Source organism: Micromonospora sp. DT53 (assembly GCF_049841535.1).
GTDB lineage: Bacteria > Actinomycetota > Actinomycetes > Mycobacteriales > Micromonosporaceae > Micromonospora.
Map to the genome: position 1 here is coordinate 13753 of NZ_JBNCKM010000006.1, position 21868 is coordinate 35620.

Sequence of the window (21868 nt, forward strand, 5' to 3'; positions counted from 1 at the left end):
GTCCGACATTCTCGTGTCTGAGCAGTCCGCGCCGGGACCCGGCGGGTCCGGGCGTCCCTCCGGCCGGCTGCTTGAGGTCGACGACCTGCGGGTGGAGTTCCGTACCCGGGACGGCGTCGCAAAGGTCATCAACGGGGTCACCTACCACGTCGACGCGGGGGAGACCCTCGCCGTGCTCGGCGAGTCCGGCTCCGGTAAGAGCGTCACGGCGCAGACCATCATGGGCATCCTGGACACGCCGCCCGGCTTCGTCACCGGTGGGCAGGTCCGCTTCCACGGCAAGGACATGCTCCGCATGTCCGACGAGGAGCGCCGCCGCATCCGCGGCGAGGGCATCGCGATGATCTTCCAGGACGCGCTCTCCGCGCTGAATCCCGTCTTCACCGTCGGGTTCCAGATCGCCGAGCAGTTCCGGGTCCGGCGGGGCATGGGCCGCGCGGAGGCCAAGAAGCGCGCGATCGACATGCTCGACCAGGTCAAGATTCCGAACGCCAAGGGTCGGTTCAACAACTACCCGCACCAGTTCTCCGGCGGTATGCGGCAGCGCGCGATGATCGCGATGTCGCTGGCGCTCGACCCGGAGGTGCTGATCGCGGACGAGCCGACCACCGCCCTCGACGTGACCGTGCAGGCCCAGATCATGGACCTGCTGGCGGAGCTTCAGCGCGAGCGGCAGATGGGCATGATCCTGATCACCCACGACCTCGGTGTGGTCGCCGACGTCGCGGACCGGATCGCGGTCATGTACGCGGGCCGGATCGTCGAGGAAGCCGACGTGTACGAGTTGTACGCCAAGCCGGCGCACCCGTACACCCTGGGTCTGATCGACTCGATCCCGCGCCTCGACGAGAAGGGGCAGCAGCTCCGGACGATCAAGGGCCTCCCGCCGAACCTGATGAACATCCCGCCGGGCTGCCCGTTCAACCCGCGGTGCCCGATGGCTCAGCCGGTGTGCCGGGAGAAGGTCCCGCCGCTGCTGCAGGTCGGCCCCGCCCGGGCCAGCGCCTGCCACTTCGCCGAGGAGCTGGTGAACCGTGTCTGAGAACATCCTCGAGGTCAACGACCTGGTCAAGCACTACCCCGTCACCCAGGGTGTGGTGTTCAAGAAGACCGTCGGTCAGGTCAAGGCGGTCGACGGGGTCTCGTTCGGTCTACGCGCCGGCGAGACGCTCGGTGTGGTCGGCGAGTCCGGCTGCGGCAAGTCGACGCTCGCCCGGGTGCTGATGAACCTGGAGAAGCCGACCGCCGGCAACGTGGTCTACAAGGGCCAGGACATCTCCAAGCTGTCCGGTGGGGCGCTGCGACGTCTGCGCCGGCAGATCCAGCTGGTGATGCAGGACCCGTACACCTCGCTGAACCCGCGGATGACAGTCGGCGACCTGCTCGGCGAGCCGTTCGAGATCCACCCGGAGGTGGCGCCGAAGGGTAGCCGCCGGGCCAAGGTCCGCGAACTGCTCGACCTGGTCGGGCTCAACCCGGAGCACATCAACAGGTACCCGCACCAGTTCTCCGGCGGTCAGCGTCAGCGCATCGGCATCGCCCGCGCGCTCGCGCTGCGGCCCGAGGTCATCGTCTGCGACGAGCCGGTGTCGGCGCTTGACGTCTCCATCCAGGCCCAGGTCATGAACCTGCTGGAGCAGTTGCAGGGCGAGTTCGGCCTCTCGTACGTCTTCATCGCGCACGACCTGTCGGTGGTCCGCCACCTCTCGGACCGGGTCGCGGTGATGTACCTCGGCAAGATCGTCGAGATCGGCACCGAGGACGAGATCTACGAGCGACCGACCCACCCGTACACCCAGGCTCTGCTCTCCGCGGTGCCGGTGCCGGACCCGACGCAGCGGAACAACAAGACGATCATCCGGCTCACGGGTGACGTGCCGTCGCCGATCAGCCCGCCCTCGGGTTGCCGGTTCCGGACCCGCTGCTGGAAGGCGCAGGACGTGTGCGCCGAGCAGGTGCCGTTGCTGGAGATCCGGCAGGCTTCGGACCACCCGAGCGCCTGCCACTTCGCGGAGAAGCGCGAGATCGTCGCCACCCACGAGGTGTGAGCCACCGGGACCGCCTGCCGCCGTCACCACGACGACGGCAGGCGGTTTCGTCTGTCCGGGACCACTGTCGGCCAGCGTGCCGCACGGCAGCCCACGCCGCGTCAGCGGACCGGGTGACTCGACCGCAGGCGGGCGCGGCTCACAGCGGGCCGCGGCCCGCGCGGAGCAGCAGCAGGGCCAACTGGGTGCCGTCGGCACCGAGCGCGACCCGGAACCGCTCCAGGATCTCCCGTTCCCGGGAGAGCACCAGGCGGGTCCCACCGGACGCCATCCGGGTCACCCCGACCTCCTGGGACAACGCGGCCCGCTCCTGCCAGAGCGTGATCAACGCGTTGTCGATCTCGTCGATTCGTTCCCTGATCTGCACGATCCGCGCGGCGGCGGACGGCTCCTCGGTGCCGGTCTGCTGCTCGGCCGGCTCAGTGTCCGCATCCGGCGGTGGTGTGGCCACCGCCGGCTCGGCCCCCTGCGCCGCGGACTGCCCAGACTCTGGCCGGATCGGGCCGCCGCTCTGCTCCATCACGTCTGTCATCATCGGGTACCTCTCGCGGTGTGGTGCCCGGTGCCCGGAACCTGGGACGGAAAAGCCCCGGACTCCAGGAGCCCGGGGCTTTAGCAGGTCTGAATCGATCAGGCGCGACCTACGGCAGCCGGACTACCGGTGCCATAGTAAAAGTAGTAGCGCGCAGTGATCACGCCGTCGAGTATGCCCACGCCGTTGCCGGGTACGCAAGCATTCCCCGTCGCGAGGGGCACCTTTCTCACCGGTGGGCGTACCGGGTGGTGGTGCCGGCGTCGGGCACGAGCTGCCGAGCGCCAGCGGCGCAGTGTCCGGCCCGCGGCATAGACTTGTCGGGCGATGCATCCTCTCTTCGACTTCCCCGCGTCCCCGCCTGCGCCGGAGTCCGCGCCGGCCCGCCCGCACCGACCCGGCGCGGCCGCCGCGCGCCTCGATCCGCAACAGCTGCTCGCCGGGCTGAACGGGCCGCAGCGCGACGCCGTCAGCCATGCCGGCTCGCCGCTGCTGATCGTGGCCGGCGCCGGGTCCGGCAAGACCAGGGTGCTCACGCACCGGATCGCCTACCTGCTCGCCGCTCGGGACGTGCACCCCGGCGAGATCATCGCGATCACCTTCACTAACAAGGCCGCCGGCGAGATGAAGGAGCGCGTCGCCGCGCTTGTGGGCCCCCGGGCCCGCCTGATGTGGGTGTCGACGTTCCACTCGGCCTGCGTGCGGATTCTGCGTGCCGAGCACGAGCACGCCGGCCTCAAGTCGACGTTCTCGATCTACGACGCGGACGACTCCCGCCGGCTGATGCAGTTGGTGACCCGCGAGCTGGATCTCGACCCGAAGCGCTACCCGGCGCGTGGGCTGGCGGCCCAGGTCTCCAACCTCAAGAACGAGCTTGTCGATCCGGAGCAGTTCGCGGCGCGGGCCACCGGGCCCAACGAGCGGGCGCTGGCCGAGGCGTACACGCTCTACCAGCGCCGGCTGCGTGAGGCACACGCCCTGGACTTCGACGACCTGATCATGACCACGGTGCACCTGCTCCAGTCGCACCCGCACGTCGCGGAGAGCTACCGTCGGCGGTTCCGGCACGTGCTGGTGGACGAATACCAGGACACCAACCACGCCCAGTACACGCTGATCAAGGAGCTGGTCTCCGGCACCGACGGGCTGGAGCCCGCCGAGCTGTGCGTCGTCGGCGACGCCGACCAGTCGATCTACGCGTTCCGCGGTGCGACGATCCGCAACATCCTGGAGTTCGAACGGGACTTCACCGACGCCCGGACGATCCTGCTGGAGCAGAACTACCGCTCCACCCAGACCATTCTCAACGCGGCAAACGCGGTGATCGACCGCAACACCTCCCGCAAACCCAAGCGGCTGTGGAGCGAGGCCGGCGCCGGCGAGCAGATCGTCGGCTACGTGGCCGACACCGAGCACGCCGAGGCCGACTGGGTGGCCCGGGAGATCGACCGGCTGGTCGACGCCGACGAGACCCGCCCCGGCGACGTCGCCGTCTTCTACCGCACCAACGCGCAGTCCCGCGTCTTCGAGGAGGTGTTCATCCGCGTTGGCCTGCCCTACAAGGTGGTCGGCGGGGTGCGCTTCTACGAGCGCAAGGAGGTCCGCGACGCCCTGGCGTACCTGCGTTCGGTGGTCAACGACGACGACACGGTGAGCCTGCGGCGAGTGCTCAACACCCCGCGCCGGGGGATCGGCGACCGCGCGGAGGCGTGTGTCGAGGCGCTCTCCAGCCGCGACCGGATCTCCTTCGGCGCGGCGTTGCGTCGGGCCCGCGAGGCGCCGGGCATCTCCAGCCGGGCGGCCAACGGCATCGCCGACTTCGTGGCGCTGCTCGACGGCGCCCGCGAGCTGGCCGAGACCGGCACCCCGGAGGAGGTGCTGGAGGCGCTGCTGACCCGCTCGGGCTACCTCACCGAGCTGGAGGAGAGCCTGGACCCGCAGGACGCCGGGCGGGTGGACAACCTCCAGGAGTTGGTAAGCGTCGCCCGGGAGTACACCGAGCGGATCGAAGCGCTGGGCGAGGAGGGGGAGCGGGCCACCCTGGCCGGCTTCCTGGAGCAGGTGGCGCTTGTCGCCGACGCCGACCAGATCCCCTCCGACGACCCCGACCACCAGGGCGTGGTCACCCTGATGACGCTGCACACCGCCAAGGGCCTGGAATTCCCGGTGGTCTTCCTGACCGGGCTGGAGGACGGCGTCTTCCCGCACCTGCGCTCGCTGGGCGACACCCGCGAGTTGGAGGAGGAGCGCCGGCTGGCGTACGTCGGCATCACCCGTGCCCGACAGCGGCTCTACCTCTCCCGTGCGGTGACCCGCTCGGCCTGGGGGCAGCCGTCCTACAACCCGCCGTCGCGCTTCCTGGAGGAGCTGCCGACCGAGTTGGTGCACTGGGAGCGCACCGAGGGGTCGTACACCTCGTGGGCTGGCGGGGGCGGTGGCGTCGGTGGCCGCGCGGACCGCGCGCCCGGCGGCCGTGGCACCTTCACCGGGGGGACGCCGAAGGCGGCCCAGTTGGCGCAGCGGCTCGGCGTGGACGCCAGCCGGCTGACCACGGCCAGCGAGCTGCCGCAGGGGCCGAAGGTGTCCGCCGGCGACCGGGTCAATCACCAGCGGTACGGGTTGGGGCGGGTGCTCGCCGTCGAGGGGCACGGCCCGGGTGCCCGCGCGCAGATCGACTTCGGCGACCAGACCATGTGGCTGGTGCTCCGGCACGCCCCTGTCGACAAGCTCTGACCCAGCGCCCCAAGATCGCACTCACGAAAGGAAAGAGTGGCCTCCGGCACCACCCGAGGCCACTCTTTCCTTGTCGTAGCGCGGGAATGCTGCCTCAGCAGCCCAGGTCCACGCCGTGGGCCCGCATGAACGGGGCCGGGTCGATCTGGTTCCACATGCCCTGGTGCACCTCGAAGTGCAGGTGCGGGCCGGTGGCATCGCCGGTGGCGCCCTCGTAGCCGATGACCTGGCCGGCCTTGACCTTCTGGCCGACCGTGACCGCGATGCGGCTCTGGTGGGCGTAGTGGGTGAGGTACCCGTTGCCGTGGTCGACGAAGACGGAGTTGCCGTACCCGTCGGAGGCGTCCCCGGCCTGGGTCACGGTGCCGGCGGCCGCGGCGCGGATCGGCGTACCGGAGGGCAGCGCCAGGTCGATACCTGCGTGCAGGGTGCCCCAGCGCTGCCCGTAGCAGGATGTGACGGCTGCGCCCGGCATCGGGTCGACCCAGGCGGGCGTGGGCTTGGTGGTCTTCTTCGGCTTCGGCTTGGCCTTCGCGACGGCCGTTCTGGTGGGGGCCGGGCTGGCGCTGACCGCCGACGGGCTCGGTGTCGGGCTGAGCGAGGGGGTGACCGGTGCGCTCGATTCGCGGGCCGAGCGGTCGGCCCGGCTCGCGGCCTCGGCCCGGGCCTGGGCGTCGAGGGAGACGGCGGCGGGCGCGGGGCGCTCGGTGCCGCCGGTGGCGACGGCGACACCACCGAGGCCGAGGGCTACCAGGGCGGCGGCAGCGAGCACGATGAGCAGGTTCCGCCGGCCGGTGCGCTGCGGCGGAGTGATGTGGCTGGTGTCGGGGGTGTTCTCGTTCTGGACGGGGCTGTCTTCCTGCACGGCGGACCTTCACAGTCGAGGGGCACTTGACCTCGAAATACTGGTATCGCGCCGGGTCGGGGGCGGGATGGGGACCGGGTGGCCGGGCGAGGGGGAGCCACTCGAGTGCCCGGATATGACCCGCTCTGCGATGCTACGACCGGAAAAGTGATCATGCGGCAGGGTGTCGCCGCTCACAATCCCCGCTGTGACCTGGCAAACAGGCGCCCACAGAAAACCGCCCGGATCGACAGATCCGGGCGGTCAACGGTCGTTGCACAGCGTCAGGAGCCGGCTACCTCGCTGTAGATTGCCTCGACTTGCAGCTTGATGTCCACTCCGCGCTCCTGGAGGAACGGCACCGGGTCGATCGGCTGCCCCTTGACATGGATCTCCAGGTGCAGGTGGGTGCCGTACGCGTGGCCGGTCTGACCCACGAGGCCGAGCTGGTCGCCCGCCTTGATCTGCTGGCCTTCCTTGACGCTCACCGCCGAGGAGTGGCCGTAGATGGCCTCACTGCCGTCGGCGTGCTGAACGATCACCGCGTTGCCGTACCCGCCGAACCAGCCGGCCTTGGTGACCAACCCGTCGTGGATCGCCACGTAGGGCGTGCCCTCGCCGGCGACCAGGTCCACGCCGGTGTGCATCTTGCCCCAGCGGACGCCGTACGGGGAGTTGAAGTCGTAACCCTGCAGCGGCAGCAGCCAGACCTCGGGCTCGGCGCTGTCCTTGCTGCGGCTGTCCCGGGAGGCGCGGTCGGCGTTGTCCGCACGGGCCGCGGCGTCCTGACTGGTGACCGACGCCTGCTTGAGCTCGTCGAGAACCGTCGGGCTGACGTCCTTGGCGTCCGGCAGGGCGCTCGCGCCGAGGGCCACGATGCCAGCACCGACGAACGCGGTGGTGACGACAGCGGCGTAACGGCTGCGGGGTGGGGTGGGCACGCGGCGGCGACCGCGATATCGATCGGGCTCAGACGACAGGCGCTGGCGCACGCACACCCTCCGTTGTCGGGGTTCCGAAGCGGCCGGTGGCGTCCCCTGAAGCTCAGTGAAACGTCCGCTGACCGCGTCGTCACCCGTCCATGGACCTGATGACAACCGTGGACACGTTAGCCAACCGCTAGGCGAGTCACAAGCTAGAGCGGAAAATTGGCGTGTCGATCTGTCCGTTTGCGTCCATGATTGTCATGCATCGTGACGCCGAACGGTGCCCCCGTCGCTGCCCGTTCGTCGCCGAGCGTGACCGTTCCGGCGGACTCGTCCGGCTTGACTCCGAGCAGCGTCGGGATGGTGTCGGCGGCCCGGTCAGAAGTGGGGCGGGAATGGTTCGACGCCGGACCTCGTCGGGTTGCCCCGGGGAGCGCCGGGTAACGGCCGGTGACAGAGCCCGGATTTCCCGGGCCGGGCCGGCCGGGTTACCGTTCGTTAAGGTGAAGGCGGTCCAGCCGGTGAAAGGTGTGCGCTGATGAGCTCTCGAATTCGGGTCGTCGTCGCCAAGCCTGGCCTGGACGGCCACGACCGGGGCGCGAAGGTCGTCGCACGCGCCCTGCGGGACGCCGGCATGGAGGTCGTCTACACCGGCCTGCACCAGACCCCCGAGCAGATCGTGGAGACCGCCATCCAGGAGGACGCCGACGCGGTCGGTCTGTCCGTTCTCTCCGGCGCACACATGACGCTCTTCCGGCGGGTGCTGGAACTGCTCGGTGAGCGGGACGCCCGCGACATCGTCGTGTTCGGCGGCGGCATCATTCCGAACGGCGACATTCCCGAGTTGGAGAAGCTGGGCGTCGCGAAGATCTTCACGCCGGGCGCCACCACCCAGGCGATTGTCGAGTGGGTCCGACAGAACGTGGCCCAGCCGGTTTCCTGAGGCCCGCCGGTCTGCTGCGGCGACCGAATTTGGGCACGGGGGAGGGGCCGGACGCACCCCTCACACGTCCGGCCCCTCTATGCACGATGCCCCGCCGCCACCCCTCGACCGACAGGGCATCGGCCGTATCCCGTCTTTGCGCTGTTCAGCGCTCCGACATCTGACTCAACGACGCCCCCACGGCAGGGTTACGCAAGCCGGACAACATCGCCCGGATGGTGGATGCCACCCGGTGCCGGCCGGAAACCGGCCACACCTGATGTCCGGTTGTGCATTACCGCACACCGCGCACCCGCTCGGTTGCCGGTGGTGCCGACCTCGCTAGGCTGCGGCCAATGGCCTGTTTCAACTGATGACAGGCGTCAAACTGTTTTCTGAACGCTGGTGGCGGCGCGACGGCGCGCCGCGGAGACGGGACGGGACGCGCAATCGTGGACCTGTACGAGTACCAGGGGCGGGACCTGTTCGAGCGGCACGGCTTGCCCGTGCTGGCCGGCGGCGTCGCCACTACCCCGGAAGAGGCCCGCGCGATCGCCGAACGCCTTGGCGGCCGTGTGGTCGTCAAGGCGCAGGTAAAGGTCGGCGGCCGAGGTAAGGCCGGCGGCGTCAAGCTGGCCGAGGGCCCGGATGAGGCGGTGGCCCGGGCCACGGACATCCTCGGCATGGACATCAAGGGTCACACCGTCCACAAGGTCATGATCACGGTGACCGCGGACGTGGCCGAGGAGTACTACTTCTCGTACCTGCTCGACCGGGCGAACCGCACCTTCCTCTGCATCGCCAGCGTCGCCGGCGGCATGGACATCGAGCAGGTCGCCGCCGAGACCCCCGACAAGGTCGTGAAGGCCCCGATCGACGCCGTGAAGGGCGTGGACGAGGCCAAGGCCCGCGAGATCGTGACCGCTGCCGGCTTCCCGGCCGAGGTCGCCGACCAGGTGGTCGAGATCGCCGTGGGTCTGTGGCAGGCGTTCGTCGCCGAGGACGCCACACTGGTCGAGGTCAACCCGCTCGCCAAGAACGGCGACGGCCGGATGCTGCTGCTCGATGCCAAGATCAGCCTGGACGAGAACGCGGCGTTCCGGCACCCGGACCACGAGGCCCTGGTCGACCAGGCCGCGGTGGACCCGCTGGAGCAGGCCGCCAAGGCCAAGGACCTCAACTACGTCAAGCTCGACGGCGAGGTCGGCATCATCGGCAACGGCGCGGGTCTGGTCATGTCGACCCTCGACGTGGTCGCGTACGCCGGTGAGCGGCACGGCAACGTCAAGCCGGCCAACTTCCTCGACATCGGCGGCGGCGCGAGCGCCGCGGTGATGGCGAACGGGCTGGAGATCGTGCTCTCCGACCCGGCCGTGAAGAGCGTCTTCGTCAACGTCTTCGGTGGCATCACCGCCTGCGACGAGGTCGCCAACGGCATCATCCAGGCGCTGGCCCTGCTGGAGCAGCGCGGCGAGCAGGTCACCAAGCCGCTCGTCGTCCGTCTCGACGGCAACAACGCCGAGGCTGGCCGGGCGATCCTGGACAGCGCGAACAACCCGCTCGTGCAGCGGGTGGACACCATGGACGGTGCGGCCGAGCGGGCCGCCGAGCTGGCAGCTGCGGGGGTCTGATCATGGCTATCTGGCTGACCAAGGACTCGAAGGTCATCGTCCAGGGGATGACCGGTTCCGAGGGTTCCAAGCACACCCGGCGGATGCTGGCCGCCGGCACCAACGTGGTGGGCGGCGTCAACCCGCGCAAGGCGGGCCAGACTGTCGACTTCGACGGCACCGAGCTGCCGGTCTTCGCGTCCGTCGCGGACGCGATGGCCGAGACCGGGGCGGACGTCACAGTCATCTTCGTGCCGCCGCAGTTCACCAAGGCCGCCGTGGTCGAGGCGATCGACGCCGCGATTCCGCTGGCCGTGGTGATCACCGAGGGCGTTCCGGTGCACGACACCGCGTCGTTCTGGGCGTACAACGTGGCAAAGGGCGAGCAGACCCGGATCATCGGGCCGAACTGCCCGGGCATCGCCTCGCCGGGTGCCTCCAACGCCGGCATCATCCCGGCCGACATCACCGGCTCCGGCCGGATCGGCCTGGTCAGCAAGAGCGGCACGCTGACCTACCAGATGATGTACGAGCTGCGCGACATCGGTTTCTCCACCTGCGTCGGCATCGGCGGTGACCCGATCATCGGGACCACCCACATCGACGCCCTGGCGGCGTTCGAGGCCGACCCGGAGACCGACGCCATCGTCATGATCGGTGAGATCGGTGGCGACGCCGAGGAGCGGGCCGCCGAGTTCATCAAGGCCAACGTCACCAAGCCGGTGGTCGGCTACATCGCCGGCTTCACCGCTCCCCCCGGCAAGACCATGGGTCACGCCGGTGCGATCATCTCCGGCTCGGCCGGCACCGCCGAGGCGAAGCAGGCGGCGCTGGAGGCAGTCGGCGTCAAGGTCGGCAAGACGCCGACCGAGACCGCCAAGCTGATGCGGGAGATCATGTCCGGCAGCTGAGCCGGCCAGGTAACACCGGAGGGGGTCGACCGCAGCTTGGTCGGCCCCCTCCGGCGTACCACCGGGGCGCCGAACGGACCGTAGGCTGCCGGCGTGCTGAGAGTGCAGCGGCTGAGGGCCGACCACGCGGACGTTCTGCTGGCGTTCGAACGGGAGAACCGGGCGTACTTCGCGCGTTCGGTGCCGGATCGTGGCGACGCGTACTTTTCCGGGTTCGCCGATCGGCACCGCGCGTTGTTGGCCGAGCAGGAGGCGGGCCTGTGTCACTTCCACGTCGTCCTGACCGAGCAGGGTGACCTGGTCGGCCGGGTCAACCTCGTGGATGTCGCGGCCGGGTTCGCCGAACTCGGCTACCGGGTCGGTGAGCGGGCCGCCGGCAAGGGCGTCGCCACCGCGGCTGTCGAGCAGGTGTGCCACCTGGCCGCCGACGACTACCGGCTCGCCGGTCTCACCGCGCTGGCCACCCTCGACAACCCGGCGTCCCAGGCGGTGCTGGCACGCACCGGGTTCACCGTGACCGGTGAGACCAGCATCGGCGGCCGCCCCGCTCTGCGCTACCAGCGTCAGCTCGCTGGTCGACCAGCCCGCTCAGTCGTTGTTCCAGAACGGGTAGTTGCCGGTCGCGCGCAGGATCGCCCCGCCGATGATGTTGATCACGCCGAAGACGATGGCGAGGTAGCCGAGCAACGGTGACTGCCCGTACCGGCGGGCATCGCGGATGGACAGGTAGCCGAAGACGATGCCGAAGATGCCGCAGCAGATCAGCCCCAGCACGATGCCCAGCACGCCCCAGAGGGTCGTCCGGTCGCGTCCCCGGGCCGGTGGTGGCGGGGGAGGCGGGTATGGCGTCGTCACAGCTTCCTCCGAGCGGTCGTGGGCGACCTGCCGGCCCGGACCGCGACCGGCGGGCCCGTCCCGGGTGGCGGCGACTCGCGCCCCCTATGGGCCGAGGCTAGACCGGCCCGGGTGGGCAGGACGTCGGTTCGGTGAACTCGCCGTCCTTAGGAGGGGTTAACGGACTGCCACCGCCCGCGCGACGTGCCAGAGTAGAGCGGATGTCCCCCGTCACCCCTGATCGTCCCAGCCGTCCCGGCGGTGTGAGCGCCGACGACCGGCGGGTCGACCGTGCCGCGCCGGCCCGGCGGGTGCCCGCGCCCCGCGCGGGCGGGTCGCCGCGCGGGCGCGCGCCGCTGCCCGTCGCCGCCGGGGTGGCCGCCTGCTGGGCCGCCTGCACCTCATACCTGCCGGTCGCCATCGTGCTCGGCCTGGTGCAGCTCGGCGCGGACTCCACCACCCTGACCGGCGCCCTGCGCGCCGCGTTGGCCGGCTGGCTGCTCGGGCACGGCGTGCCACTGCACACCGAGTCCGGCCCACTCGGGCTCGCCCCGCTGGCGCTGACCGTGCTCGCGCTCTGGCGACTGACCCGCGCCGGTGTGCACGTCAGCCGCGCGATCGGCGCCCGTGACACCCGCTCACCGCGCCGGGCGCTGCTCGCCGCGGGCGCGGTCGGCATCGCGTACGCGCTGCTCGGCGCGCTCGCGGCGGTGCTGGTCGGCACCGGCGGGCAGGATGTGTCAGTGATCCGGGCGGGCGTCACGTTCGCCGTGGTCGGCACACTCGCCGCACTGGTCGGCGCGATCCGCATCACCGCCGTGACCCGGCTCCTCGTCACTCGGATGCCGGGGCCGGTGCGCGACGGCATTCGCACCGGTCTGGTGGCCGTGCTGCTGCTGCTCGGCGCGGGCGCGGGCGCGGCCGGCCTGGCGGTGGCCACCGGCGGCGGCGACGCGGCCGACATGATCGGGGCGTACCGGACCGGGGTCGCCGGGCAGGCCGGCATCACCCTGGTCAGCGCCGCGTACGCGCCCAACGCGGCGGTCTGGTCGACCAGTTACCTGCTCGGGCCGGGCTTCGCGATCGGGACCGACACCGCGGTCCGCACCAGCGAGGTCTCGGTCGGCGCGTTGCCGGCCGTGCCGCTGCTCGCCGGCCTGCCGCGCGGCCCGGTGGACGGCTTCGGCGCCCTGCTGCTCGCGGTGCCGGTGCTGGCCGGGATGGTCGCCGGCTGGCTGCTCGCCCGTCGGGTGGCTCGACTCGCCGGGCCGGAGCGGGCCGCGCAGCGCTGGGCCGAGTTGCTGGCGCCGGCGGTGCTGGCCGGGCCGGTGGCCGGGCTGGTGCTCGGCGCGGCTGCCGCGGTTTCCGGCGGGCCGCTCGGCGCCGGTCGGCTGGCCCAGGTCGGGCCGGTGGGTTGGCAGGTCGGAGCGGTGGCGGCCGGGGTCATCGCGGTCGGCGCACTCCTCGGCGCCGCCGCCACCCGTGCGCTGACCCGCGGGCCCGCGCAGTAGACGAGCGCGGGGCGCCCCGGGCGAACCCGGAACGCCCCGTCGAATCCGAGCCCGTCAGGGCTGGGCGGGCAGGTTGACGTTCAGCACGATGCTCAGAATGATCCCGAGGATGCCGAGCCCGACGCCGACCGCGCCGCAGATCAGGCCGGCCTTGGCCTGACCGGCGTTGCTGGCCTGCCCCTGGGCGGCCTTCTGCCGGCCCAGGTAGCCGGTCACCAAGCCGCCGATGCCGACCGGAACGCCCAGGAAGGGGCAGCACGCCAGCGGGATCGACGCGATACCGAGGATCAGCGCCACCAGGCCGAGGGTGTTGCTCTGCCCCTGCGCCTGCGGGTACCCGGCGTTGGGGTACCCGGGGGCGCTGCCGTACTGGGGCTGCTGCTGGGCGTACGGGTCCTGGTACGGCGGCTGCTGGCCGTACGGCTGCCCCGAGGTGGGCTGCTGGCCGTACGGGGCCTGCGGCGCGGCGTACGGGTCCGGCTGCTGCTGGCCGTACGGCTGGCCGGAGGTGGGCTGCTGGCCGTACGGGGCGGCCGGCGGCTGGGGAGCGGTCGGGTCCTGGTTGGGCTGCTGGCCGTACGGGTCCTGACCGGGGTTACCGGGCTGCATTCGAGAAGCTCCTTGGACTGGTTCCGTCAGTTAGTGCTCTTTGTTTCCATCCATGATCGCGGTCAGTCCTCCCAAAGCCCAGTACGGCAACAGGACGACTTGTCGCCCGAAACACGCAAACAGGCCCTTCTCGACCGCTTGGTGTGTCGGATCAGGGGCGGTGTGTGGCCGGCGCGGCGTTCGGCCCGAGCGAGCGGCAGCGTACCGGGTCGCCGCACGTCGGAACGGTCGAAGATCGGCGCGCCGCCCAGCCGAAGGGTGTCCCTGACCTGCCCGATAGGGTGGCCCGGTGACCGAGCCCGCGTCCGTCGCCCGCATCGTCGTCCTCATCTCCGGCTCCGGGAGCAACCTCCAGTCGCTGCTGGATGCCGCCGCCGACCCCGCGTACGGCGCACAGGTCGTCGCGGTCGGCGCGGACCGCGACGGCATCGCGGGCCTGGACCGGGCCGACGCGGCAGGGGTGCCGACCTTCGTCGAGCGGGTCCGCGACCACGACACCCGGGAGGCCTGGGATCGCGCGCTCACCGCGCACGTCGCGAAGCACCAGCCCGACCTGGTCATCTCCGCCGGTTTCCTCAAGCTGGTCGGTCCGCACTTCCTCGCGGCCTTCGGTGACCGCTACCTGAACACGCACAACACGCTGCTGCCGGCGTTCCCCGGCATCCACGGCCCGCGTGACGCCCTCGCCTACGGCGTGAAGCTCACCGGCGCCACCCTCTTCTTCGTCGACGCCGGCATGGACACCGGGCCGATCGTCGCGCAGGTCGCGGTGCCGGTGCTGGACGACGACGACGTCGACACGCTCACCGAGCGCATCAAGGAAGCCGAGCGGCGCCAGCTCGTCGAGCAGGTCGGTCGGCTGGTCCGCGAAGGCTGGACCATCACCGGAAGGAAGGTCACGGTTCCGTGAGTCCCACTCAGGACGGGCGCCGCCCGATCAGGCGGGCGCTGGTCAGCGTCTATGACAAGACCGGGTTGGTCGAGCTGGCCCAGGCCCTGCACGCGGCCGGCGTGGAGATCGTGTCCACCGGCAGCACGGCGGGCACCATCGCCGCCGCCGGGGTGCCGGTGACGCCGGTCGAGACGGTGACCGGGTTCCCCGAGGTGCTCGACGGTCGGGTGAAGACCCTGCACCCGAAGGTGCACGCGGGTCTCCTCGCGGACCTGCGCAAGGACACGCACGTGGCACAGCTCGACGAGCTGGGCGTGGCGGCGTTCGACCTGCTGGTCTCCAACCTCTACCCCTTCCAGGCGACAGTCGCCTCCGGCGCCGGCGTCGAGGAGTGCGTGGAGCAGATCGACATCGGTGGCCCGGCGATGGTGCGGGCCGCTGCCAAAAACCACGCCTCGGTCGCCGTGCTCACCGACCCGAGCGGTTACCCGGCGCTGCTCGGCGCGCTCGACGAGGGTGGTTTCACCCTGGCCCAGCGTCGTGCGCTGGCCGCCCGGGCGTTCGCCGACATCGCCGAGTACGACGTCGCGGTTGCCCAGTGGTGCGCCCAGGAGTTGGCGCCCGCCGACGACTCGTGGCCGCAGTTCGCGGGGCTGGCGCTGCGCAAGTCGACAGCGCTGCGCTACGGCGAGAACCCGCACCAGCCCGCCGCGCTCTACACCGACCCGGACGCCCCGGCGGGGCTGGCCCAGGCCGAGCAGCTGCACGGCAAGGAGATGTCGTACAACAACTACGTCGACGCGGACGCCGCGTGGCGGGCCGCGAACGACTTCGCCGACCAGCCGGCGGTGGCGATCATCAAGCACGCCAACCCGTGCGGCATCGCGGTCGGCGCGGACGTGGCCGAGGCGCACCGCAAGGCGCACGCCTGCGACCCGGTGTCGGCGTACGGCGGTGTGATCGCGGTCAACCGGCCGGTCTCGGTCGAGCTGGCCCGACAGGTCGCCGAGATCTTCACCGAGGTGGTGGTCGCCCCCGGCTTCGACGAGGGCGCGGTCGAGGTGTTGCAGGGCAAGAAGAACGTCCGGCTGCTGCGGGCCCCGGCCTGGACGCCGGCGCTCGTGGAGTTGCGGCCGGTGACCGGTGGCGTGCTGGCCCAGGTCGCCGACCGGGTGAACGCCCCCGGTGACGACCCGGCGAATTGGCAGTTGGCGACCGGCGCGGCCGCCGACGAGGAGCTGTTGCGGGACCTCGCGTTCGCCTGGCGGGCGGTCCGCGCGGTGAAGAGCAACGCGATCCTGCTCGCCAAGGACGGCGCCACCGTCGGCGTCGGCATGGGTCAGGTCAACCGGGTCGACTCGGCGCAGCTCGCGGTCACCCGCGCCGGCGCCGACCGGGCCCGGGGGTCGGTCGCCGCCTCGGACGCGTTCTTCCCGTTCGCCGACGGCCCGCAGATCCTCATCGACGCCGGCGTCCGCGCCATCGTGCAGCCGGGAGGCTCCATCCGCGACGAAGAGGTAATCGAAGCAGCCAAAAAGGCCAACGTAACGATGTACCTAACCGGAACCCGCCACTTCTTCCACTAACAGTGCTAGACCCCGTCGATCATGAAGTTATTGCCCTGCACGTCGGCGTGTCAGGGCAATAACTTCATGATCAACCGCAGGGGTCGGTGGGGTCAGGCCGGGGTGGCGCGGAGTTCGGCGAAGTGGCAGGCGGACGGGTGCGGGTCCGCTGCCCTCGGCACGGCCTGCGGGTCCTCGACGGCGCAGATGTCCTGGGCCTTCCAGCAGCGGGTCCGGAAGTGGCACCCACTCGGCGGGTCGGCCGGGCTGGGCACGTCGCCGACCAGCCGGATCATGTTGCGCTGGTCGCGGGCCTCCGGGTCCGGCACCGGCACGGCAGAGAGCAGAGCCTGGGTGTACGGGTGGGTGGCCCGCTCGTAGATCTCGTCCTCGGTGCCGATCTCGACGATCCGGCCGAGGTACATCACCGCGACTCGGTCGGCGATGTGCCGCACCACGGACAGGTCGTGCGCGATGAAGATGTACGAGAGCCCCAGCTCGCCCTGTAGCTGCTTGAGCAGGTTGATCACCTGGGCCTGGATGGAGACGTCCAGGGCCGACACCGGCTCGTCGCAGACGATCACCTCGGGCTTCAGCGCGAGGGCCCGGGCGATGCCGATGCGCTGACGCTGACCGCCGGAGAACTGGTGTGGGTACCTGTTGATGTGCTCCGGGTTGAGCCCGACCAGGTCCAACAGCTCCTGGACCCGCTTGCCCTTGCTGCCCTTCGGCGCGGCATCCGGGTGGATCTCGAACGGCTCGCCGATGATGTCGCCGACCGTCATCCGCGGGTTCAGCGAGGTGTACGGGTCCTGCATCACCATCTGCATGTTGCGGCGCAGCCGGCGCAGCTCGCCCCCGGAAGCCTTGAACAGGTCCTTGCCCTCCAGGGTGGCGCGTCCGGAGGTGGGCGTCTCCAACCGCATCAGCAGCCGGGCGAGGGTGGACTTGCCGCAGCCGGACTCGCCGACCACGCCGAGCGTCTCGCCCCGACGCAGCTCGAAGCTCACCCCGTCGACGGCCTTCACCGCCCCGATCTGCCGTTGGAACAGCACGCCCTGGGTGATCGGGAAGTGCTTCACCAGGTTGTCGACGGAGAGGATGGTCTCGCCACGGACCTTTGTCGGGTTAGCGGGCGACGCTGTCATCACGGACCTCCTGCGCGAAGTGGCAAGCGCTGGTCCGGCCGTCGCCGAGGACCAGGTCGTGCGGCACCTCGTCCACGCAGACCTGCTGGACGTACGGGCACCGGGGGTGGAACGGGCAGCCGGACGGGATGCGCATCAGGTTCGGCGGCAACCCCTTGATCGTCGACAGTTCCTGGCCGCGGACGTCCAGGCGCGGGATCGACTCCAACAACCCCTTGGTGTACGGGTGGGCGGGCGCCTTGTAGAGCGAGCGGACGTCGGCGTGCTCGACGATCCGGCCGGCGTACATGACCGCGATCCGGTCCGCGACACCGGCGACCACACCCAGGTCGTGGGTGATCAGGATCATCGCCATGTCGCGTTCCCGGCGAAGGTCGGCCAGCAGGTCCATGATCTGGGCCTGCACGGTCACGTCGAGTGCCGTGGTGGGCTCGTCGGCGATCAGCACCTTCGGGTCCAGCGCCAACGCCATGGCGATCATGACGCGCTGCCGCATACCGCCGGAGAACTGGTGCGGGTAGTCGCCGATCCGCTTGGCGGCACCCGGGATCTTGACCAGGTCCATCAGTTCGACGGCACGACGTCGAGCGTCGGCTCGGGACATGCCGGCGCGCTGGCGCAGCGTCTCGCCGATCTGCCAACCGACCGGGAAGACCGGGTTGAGGGCGGAGAGCGCGTCCTGGAAGATCATCGCGATCTCCTTGCCGCGTACCTGCCGGCGCTGCTCCTCGGAGCGGGTGAGCAGGTCCTCGCCCTGGTAGAGGATCTGGCCGGAGCGGACGAACGCGGGCGGGGTGTCCAGGATGCCCATGATCGCCTGGGCGGTGACCGACTTGCCCGAGCCGGATTCGCCGAGCACCGCGAGGGTCTCGCCGGCGTCCAGGTGGTACGACACGCCGTTGATCACCCGGGCGACACCCTCGTTGGTGCGGAACTCGACGTGCAGGTCCCGCAGCTCCAACAGGTGGCCGCCCTCGGGTGTGGCCGAGGCGGGCGTCGGTTGAACGGTCATGGCTGTGCCTGCCTTTCGCTCGCGACTGCGGGGTCCGCTTCGCTCACTCCTCGCGCTCGCACGAGTCACCGCAGCTTCGGATCGAAGGCGTCACGGATCGCGTCGCCGAGCATGATGAACGCCAGCACGGTCAGCGCCAGGAAGGCCGACGGGACGATCAACGGGGTGGCCGCCTCCCGCATGTGGATGCGGCCGGTGTCGATGTCCTGGCCCCACGAGATGGTGGGCGCCTTCAGGCCGATGCCCAGGAAGGAGAGCGTCGCCTCGGCCGCGATGAACGAGCCGAGCGCGATGGTCAGCACGACGATCGCCGGGGCCAGCGAGTTCGGCAGGATGTGCCGCCACATGATCCGGCTGTTGCCGGCGCCGAGCATCCGGGCTGCCGCGACGTAGTCCTGCTCCTTGGCGGTGATCACCGAGGACCGGACCACGCGGGCGGCGGTGGTCCAGCCGAGGAGGGCCAGCACGAAGACGACCGCGCCGATCCGAGCCCACTGACTGTCACTGGACACCCGCTTGAGCAGCACGATCGCGGCCAGCAGCAGCGGGATGCCGAGCACCACGTCGATCACCCGGGAGAGCACCGCGTCGACCCAGCTGCCGAAGTAACCGGCGAGCATGCCGATCACCAGCGCGATGATCCCGGTGCCGAGCGCAGCGAGCGCGCCGACCAGCAGCGACGCGCGGGTGCCGTAGACCGCCCGGGAGTACGTGTCGCAGCCCTGGAAGTCGTACCCGAAGATGGCCCCGCCGGACGGGCCGGCGTGCTGCCGGGAGAGCAGGCAGTCGTTCGGGTTGTTGGCGGTGAACACTCCGGGGAACAGCGCCATCAGGGTGAAGACGACCACCAGCGCCAGCGAGATCCAGAAGATCGGGTTGCGGCGCAGGTCGCGCCAGGCGTCCCCGGCCAGGCTGCGGGCCTTGTTCGCGGCGCCGACCTGGTTGGGTGTGCCCGGCTCCCCCGAGGGGCCACGTCGCGCGGCCTGGTTCTCGGTGGCCGCCACAGTTTCAAAATCACTCATAGCGGATCCTCGGGTCGAGTACGGCGTACAGGACGTCCACCACCAGGTTCGAGACCAGGTAGACCACGACGAGCACGCTGACGATGCCCACCACCAGCGGGCCGTCCTCGGTGCGGATGCCGCGGAAGAGGTTGAAGCCCACGCCTGGGATGTTGAAGACACCCTCGGTGATGATCGCGCCGCTCATCAGGTTGCCCAGTTCCACACCGAGGAAGGTGACCACCGGGATCAGTGAGTTGCGCAGCACGTGGACGACGACGATGCGCCGCTTGACCAGGCCCTTGGACCGGGCGGTCCGGACGTAGTCCGCGCGCAGGTTCTCCGCCACCGAGGCCCGGGTGAGCCGTAGGGCGGTGGCCAGCGACAGTGAGCCCAGCACGATTCCCGGCAGCAGGAGCGCGTAGAACGTCGGGTCGGAGCCTGCGGTGGGTGGGAAGAGCTGCCACTTGACGCCGAGGAAGTACTGCGCCAGCGGCGCCAGCACGATGGTCGGGATGCCCAGCACCAGCAGGGTCAGCACCAGCGTCGAGTTGTCGAAGATGCTGGCCCGGCGGATGCCGGCGAGCACCCCGGCGGTGACGCCGAAGATGATCGCCACGGCGAGCGCGATGAGCGCGAGCCGCACGGTGACCGGCCAGGCCTGCTGGAGGATGTCACCGATGTTCCGACCGGTGAGTGACTCGCCCAGATTGCCCTGGAGCAGGTTCTTCACGTAGTCGAAGTAGCGGTAGAAGAAGCCGCCGACGCCCGTGGCGTCCAGGTGGTACTTCTCGGTCAGGTAGGCCCGTTGCGCTGGCGTCACCGGCCGTTCGCCGGCGAGCGCCTGGATCGGGTCGCCCTGCCCGGCGAATGTCAGCGCGTAGACGATCAGGGTGGTCCCGAAGAACGCGAGGACCATCTGCAGTAGGCGCCGCAAGATGTAGCGGAACATGCTTAGCAGTCTCTCCGGAAATGTGCGAAAGGGTCGCAGGACGGCATCTCTGGTCGTACCCGAAATATCGGAGACGTGCCGTCCGGCCCGGGTGAGCCGGCACCACCGACGCCGGGTCCGCTGCTGCGGCCCGGCCCCGGTGGTGCGGTCCGGGCCACCCGGGCTTCGTCGCCCGGGTGGCCCGCACCATGGTCAGCTCAGCTGGCTGCTTCGATCTTGACGAGGTTGACCCGCTGGAACAGGTCCATCTGCACGTTCTTGACCTTGGACGAGGTGCCGAACACGTTCTCGCCGAAGCGGAGCGGGATCACCGGCATGTCCTTGGCCAGGATGTCCTCCGCCTGCTGGTACTTGGCGATCGCCTCGTCCTGCGTCTTGGCGGCGGAACCCTCCTTGACCAGTCGGTCGAAGTCCGGGTTGCTGTAGCCGTAGTAGTTCGACGAGCCGTTCGTGGTGTACAGCGGGCCGAGGTAGTCCTCCATGGTCGGGTAGTCCATGACCCAGGCCATCCGGAACATACCCACCGGCTGCTTCTTCTCGACCTTGGTCAGCAGGTCGGCGAACTTCGGCTCGGCCGAACCGACGGCGTCGACACCCAGGTTGGTCTTGAGCTGGTTGACCGTGGCGTCGACCCAGTCCTTGTGACCGCCGTCGCCGTTGTAGGAGATGACGATCTTCGACGGACCACCGGCGGCCTGGTAGAGCTTCTTGGCCTCGGTCGGGTTGAACTCGCCGGCCTTGCCCGCGGTGTTCTCCCGGTAACCCGGCAGGACCGGCGAGACGAAGGAGCGCGCCGGCTGCTGCGAGTCCTTGAAGACCGACTTGGTGATCTCGTCACGGTCGATCGCCATCGAGATGGCCTTACGCACGTCCGGGTTGCTGTAGTCCTTGTCGAACGTCGGGAACGACAGGAACTGGAACGACGACATCGGGCTGGTCTTGTACCGGTCGCCCAGGTCGCTCGGCGCGGTGCTCAGGCTCTCGGACGGGATCGTCGGCAGCACGTCCAGGTTGTCCGCCAGGACGTCCGCGTAGGCCGCGGTCAGCTGCTGGTAGATCCGGAACTCGATGTTCTTGACCTTGGGCTTCTCACCCGGGTACGCGTCGTAGCGCTCGACGTCGATCTTGCTGTCGTGCTGCCAGGCGCCCTTCATCTTGAAGGGGCCCTGCCCGATCGGCGCCTGCTCGTAGGAGTCCTTGAGCACGCCCGGGGCCGAGAACGCGGCCTTCGGCATCGGGTAGAACGCGGTGTAGCCGAGCACCGTCTTGAAGTCGATGTACGGGTCGGACAGCGTCACGGTGAAGGTGAGGTCGTCGACCTTCTTCAGACCGGACATCTCCTTGACCTTGGGCGTCTTGCCCTGCAGGTCGGCGTAGCCAGCGATCTTCTCGAAGAAGTAGTTGCTGTCCTGACCGTTGGGGGCGTACGCGCCGTAGTTCCAGGCGTTGATGTAGTCCTCGGACGTGACCTTCTCACCGTTGTGGAAGGTGAAGCCGTCCTTGAGCTTGATCGTCCAGACCTTGTTGTCGGACGAGGTCACGGACTCGGCTGCGACCTCGTACGGCTTGTTCTGGGCGTCGTAGTCGACGAGCGGGCTGAACAGGCCGGTGAGCACCTGCGCCCCGGACGTCTCAGTGGTGTTTGTGGGAACCAGGTGCTTCGGCTCGGCGATCTGGATGCTGACCGCCGAACTGCCGTTGCCGCTGGATCCACCGTCTCCGCCGCTGCCGCAGGCCGCGAGGCCCAGCGTCACCGCGAGCGGGAGGGCGGTCCAGGCGGCGAGTCTACGAACTCGCATTGAGCCTCCTCATCTCCTC

Annotated in this window: 20 protein-coding genes; 10 read left to right on the forward strand and 10 right to left on the reverse strand. The window is 70.1% G+C overall.

Translation table 11 applies throughout. From position 1 onward, the window contains the following. The first annotated feature begins 13 nt into the window (after nucleotides 1-13). Entirely contained in the window at nucleotides 14-1042 is a 1029-nt protein-coding gene (locus ACLQ3B_RS19525) for an ABC transporter ATP-binding protein (protein WP_091406372.1), read from the forward strand. Continuing rightward, nucleotides 1035-2048 (forward strand): ABC transporter ATP-binding protein, encoded by a 1014-nt coding sequence (locus ACLQ3B_RS19530; protein WP_425782155.1) that lies wholly within the window; start codon nucleotides 1035-1037, stop codon nucleotides 2046-2048. The genes ACLQ3B_RS19525 and ACLQ3B_RS19530 overlap by 8 nt, the downstream gene beginning before the upstream one ends. Nucleotides 2049-2187: 139 nt before the next feature. Here ACLQ3B_RS19530 and ACLQ3B_RS19535 read toward each other — a convergent pair whose 3' ends face one another. Beyond that, nucleotides 2188-2583, reverse strand: a complete 396-nt coding sequence (locus ACLQ3B_RS19535) for a chorismate mutase (protein WP_425782156.1) — start codon at nucleotides 2581-2583, stop codon at nucleotides 2188-2190. 324 nt (nucleotides 2584-2907) lie between these two features. Between ACLQ3B_RS19535 and pcrA the strand changes: the two genes are divergently transcribed. Continuing rightward, a complete protein-coding gene (gene pcrA / locus ACLQ3B_RS19540) occupies nucleotides 2908-5313 on the forward strand; it encodes a DNA helicase PcrA (protein ID WP_425782157.1) in 2406 nt (801 codons plus the stop codon). A gap of 94 nt (nucleotides 5314-5407) precedes the next feature. Here the strand turns inward: pcrA and ACLQ3B_RS19545 are convergent, their stop codons facing one another. Both ACLQ3B_RS19545 and ACLQ3B_RS19550 read right to left on the reverse strand, forming a co-directional pair. Next, nucleotides 5408-6178, reverse strand: coding sequence for a M23 family metallopeptidase (locus ACLQ3B_RS19545; RefSeq protein WP_425782158.1), 771 nt, complete (start codon nucleotides 6176-6178; stop codon nucleotides 5408-5410). Between the two features lie 263 nt (nucleotides 6179-6441). Continuing rightward, a complete protein-coding gene (locus ACLQ3B_RS19550) occupies nucleotides 6442-7149 on the reverse strand; it encodes a M23 family metallopeptidase (RefSeq protein ID WP_425782159.1) in 708 nt (235 codons plus the stop codon). Between the two features lie 472 nt (nucleotides 7150-7621). Between ACLQ3B_RS19550 and ACLQ3B_RS19555 the strand changes: the two genes are divergently transcribed. The 4 genes from ACLQ3B_RS19555 to ACLQ3B_RS19570 all read left to right on the forward strand — a co-directional run bounded on the left by ACLQ3B_RS19555 (nucleotide 7622) and on the right by ACLQ3B_RS19570 (nucleotide 11219). Beyond that, the gene (locus ACLQ3B_RS19555) at nucleotides 7622-8026 is read left to right on the forward strand and encodes a cobalamin B12-binding domain-containing protein (protein WP_030491849.1); all 405 of its coding nucleotides are present in this window, start codon (nucleotides 7622-7624) and stop codon (nucleotides 8024-8026) included. A gap of 431 nt (nucleotides 8027-8457) precedes the next feature. Then, the gene (sucC, locus tag ACLQ3B_RS19560) at nucleotides 8458-9636 is read left to right on the forward strand and encodes an ADP-forming succinate--CoA ligase subunit beta (protein ID WP_091406357.1); all 1179 of its coding nucleotides are present in this window, start codon (nucleotides 8458-8460) and stop codon (nucleotides 9634-9636) included. 2 nt (nucleotides 9637-9638) lie between these two features. Further along, a complete protein-coding gene (gene sucD, locus ACLQ3B_RS19565) occupies nucleotides 9639-10526 on the forward strand; it encodes a succinate--CoA ligase subunit alpha (RefSeq protein WP_425782160.1) in 888 nt (295 codons plus the stop codon). A 93-nt stretch (nucleotides 10527-10619) separates the two neighbouring features. Continuing rightward, nucleotides 10620-11219 (forward strand): GNAT family N-acetyltransferase, encoded by a 600-nt coding sequence (locus tag ACLQ3B_RS19570; RefSeq protein ID WP_425782161.1) that lies wholly within the window; start codon nucleotides 10620-10622, stop codon nucleotides 11217-11219. Here ACLQ3B_RS19570 and ACLQ3B_RS19575 read toward each other — a convergent pair. Then, entirely contained in the window at nucleotides 11115-11381 is a 267-nt protein-coding gene (locus ACLQ3B_RS19575) for a hypothetical protein (RefSeq protein WP_030491852.1), read from the reverse strand. The genes ACLQ3B_RS19570 and ACLQ3B_RS19575 overlap by 105 nt on opposite strands. A 200-nt stretch (nucleotides 11382-11581) precedes the next feature. On the opposite strand from ACLQ3B_RS19575, the gene ACLQ3B_RS19580 reads away from it, so the two are divergent. After that, nucleotides 11582-12871, forward strand: coding sequence for a DUF6350 family protein (locus tag ACLQ3B_RS19580; protein WP_425782162.1), 1290 nt, complete (start codon nucleotides 11582-11584; stop codon nucleotides 12869-12871). A 54-nt stretch (nucleotides 12872-12925) separates the two neighbouring features. On the opposite strand, the gene ACLQ3B_RS19585 is transcribed toward ACLQ3B_RS19580, so the two are convergent. Next, nucleotides 12926-13480, reverse strand: coding sequence for a DUF4190 domain-containing protein (locus ACLQ3B_RS19585; protein ID WP_425782163.1), 555 nt, complete (start codon nucleotides 13478-13480; stop codon nucleotides 12926-12928). 289 nt (nucleotides 13481-13769) lie between these two features. Here ACLQ3B_RS19585 and purN point away from each other — a divergent pair, with 289 nt between their 5' ends. Continuing rightward, on the forward strand, nucleotides 13770-14390 hold the full coding sequence (gene purN, locus ACLQ3B_RS19590; RefSeq protein WP_425782164.1) for a phosphoribosylglycinamide formyltransferase: 621 nt from the start codon (nucleotides 13770-13772) through the stop codon (nucleotides 14388-14390). After that, nucleotides 14387-15958 carry a bifunctional phosphoribosylaminoimidazolecarboxamide formyltransferase/IMP cyclohydrolase gene (gene purH, locus ACLQ3B_RS19595; protein WP_425782165.1) on the forward strand — a complete coding sequence of 524 codons (1572 nt, stop codon included), beginning with the start codon at nucleotides 14387-14389 and terminating at the stop codon, nucleotides 15956-15958. Before purN ends, purH begins: the two co-directional genes overlap by 4 nt. A gap of 92 nt (nucleotides 15959-16050) precedes the next feature. On the opposite strand, the gene ACLQ3B_RS19600 is transcribed toward purH, so the two are convergent. The 5 genes from ACLQ3B_RS19600 to ACLQ3B_RS19620 form a co-directional block, all read right to left on the reverse strand. Then, entirely contained in the window at nucleotides 16051-17085 is a 1035-nt protein-coding gene (locus tag ACLQ3B_RS19600) for an ABC transporter ATP-binding protein (RefSeq protein ID WP_425782166.1), read from the reverse strand. Beyond that, the gene (locus tag ACLQ3B_RS19605) at nucleotides 17066-18097 is read right to left on the reverse strand and encodes an ABC transporter ATP-binding protein (RefSeq protein WP_425782167.1); all 1032 of its coding nucleotides are present in this window, start codon (nucleotides 18095-18097) and stop codon (nucleotides 17066-17068) included. The genes ACLQ3B_RS19600 and ACLQ3B_RS19605 overlap by 20 nt, the downstream gene beginning before the upstream one ends. Nucleotides 18098-18162: 65 nt before the next feature. Continuing rightward, nucleotides 18163-19119, reverse strand: coding sequence for an ABC transporter permease (locus tag ACLQ3B_RS19610; protein WP_425782168.1), 957 nt, complete (start codon nucleotides 19117-19119; stop codon nucleotides 18163-18165). Next, nucleotides 19112-20050: an ABC transporter permease gene (locus ACLQ3B_RS19615; protein ID WP_238658631.1), complete on the reverse strand. Its 939-nt coding sequence runs from the start codon at nucleotides 20048-20050 to the stop codon at nucleotides 19112-19114. Before ACLQ3B_RS19615 ends, ACLQ3B_RS19610 begins: the two co-directional genes overlap by 8 nt. Nucleotides 20051-20247: 197 nt before the next feature. Then, nucleotides 20248-21849 carry a peptide ABC transporter substrate-binding protein gene (locus tag ACLQ3B_RS19620; RefSeq protein ID WP_425782169.1) on the reverse strand — a complete coding sequence of 534 codons (1602 nt, stop codon included), beginning with the start codon at nucleotides 21847-21849 and terminating at the stop codon, nucleotides 20248-20250. Nucleotides 21850-21868: the final 19 nt, after the last annotated feature.

Coding starts and splice junctions, on each gene's coding strand:
- ACLQ3B_RS19585 (WP_425782163.1), bottom strand. CDS start 13,480: ATGCAGCCCGGTAACCCCGGTCAGGACCCGTACGGCCAGCAGCCCAAC.
- ACLQ3B_RS19605 (WP_425782167.1), bottom strand. CDS start 18,097: ATGACCGTTCAACCGACGCCCGCCTCGGCCACACCCGAGGGCGGCCAC.
- ACLQ3B_RS19580 (WP_425782162.1), top strand. CDS start 11,582: ATGTCCCCCGTCACCCCTGATCGTCCCAGCCGTCCCGGCGGTGTGAGC.
- ACLQ3B_RS19620 (WP_425782169.1), bottom strand. CDS start 21,849: ATGCGAGTTCGTAGACTCGCCGCCTGGACCGCCCTCCCGCTCGCGGTG.
- ACLQ3B_RS19610 (WP_425782168.1), bottom strand. CDS start 19,119: ATGAGTGATTTTGAAACTGTGGCGGCCACCGAGAACCAGGCCGCGCGA.
- ACLQ3B_RS19535 (WP_425782156.1), bottom strand. CDS start 2,583: ATGATGACAGACGTGATGGAGCAGAGCGGCGGCCCGATCCGGCCAGAG.
- pcrA (WP_425782157.1), top strand. CDS start 2,908: ATGCATCCTCTCTTCGACTTCCCCGCGTCCCCGCCTGCGCCGGAGTCC.
- ACLQ3B_RS19600 (WP_425782166.1), bottom strand. CDS start 17,085: ATGACAGCGTCGCCCGCTAACCCGACAAAGGTCCGTGGCGAGACCATC.
- sucD (WP_425782160.1), top strand. CDS start 9,639: ATGGCTATCTGGCTGACCAAGGACTCGAAGGTCATCGTCCAGGGGATG.
- ACLQ3B_RS19615 (WP_238658631.1), bottom strand. CDS start 20,050: ATGTTCCGCTACATCTTGCGGCGCCTACTGCAGATGGTCCTCGCGTTC.
- ACLQ3B_RS19555 (WP_030491849.1), top strand. CDS start 7,622: ATGAGCTCTCGAATTCGGGTCGTCGTCGCCAAGCCTGGCCTGGACGGC.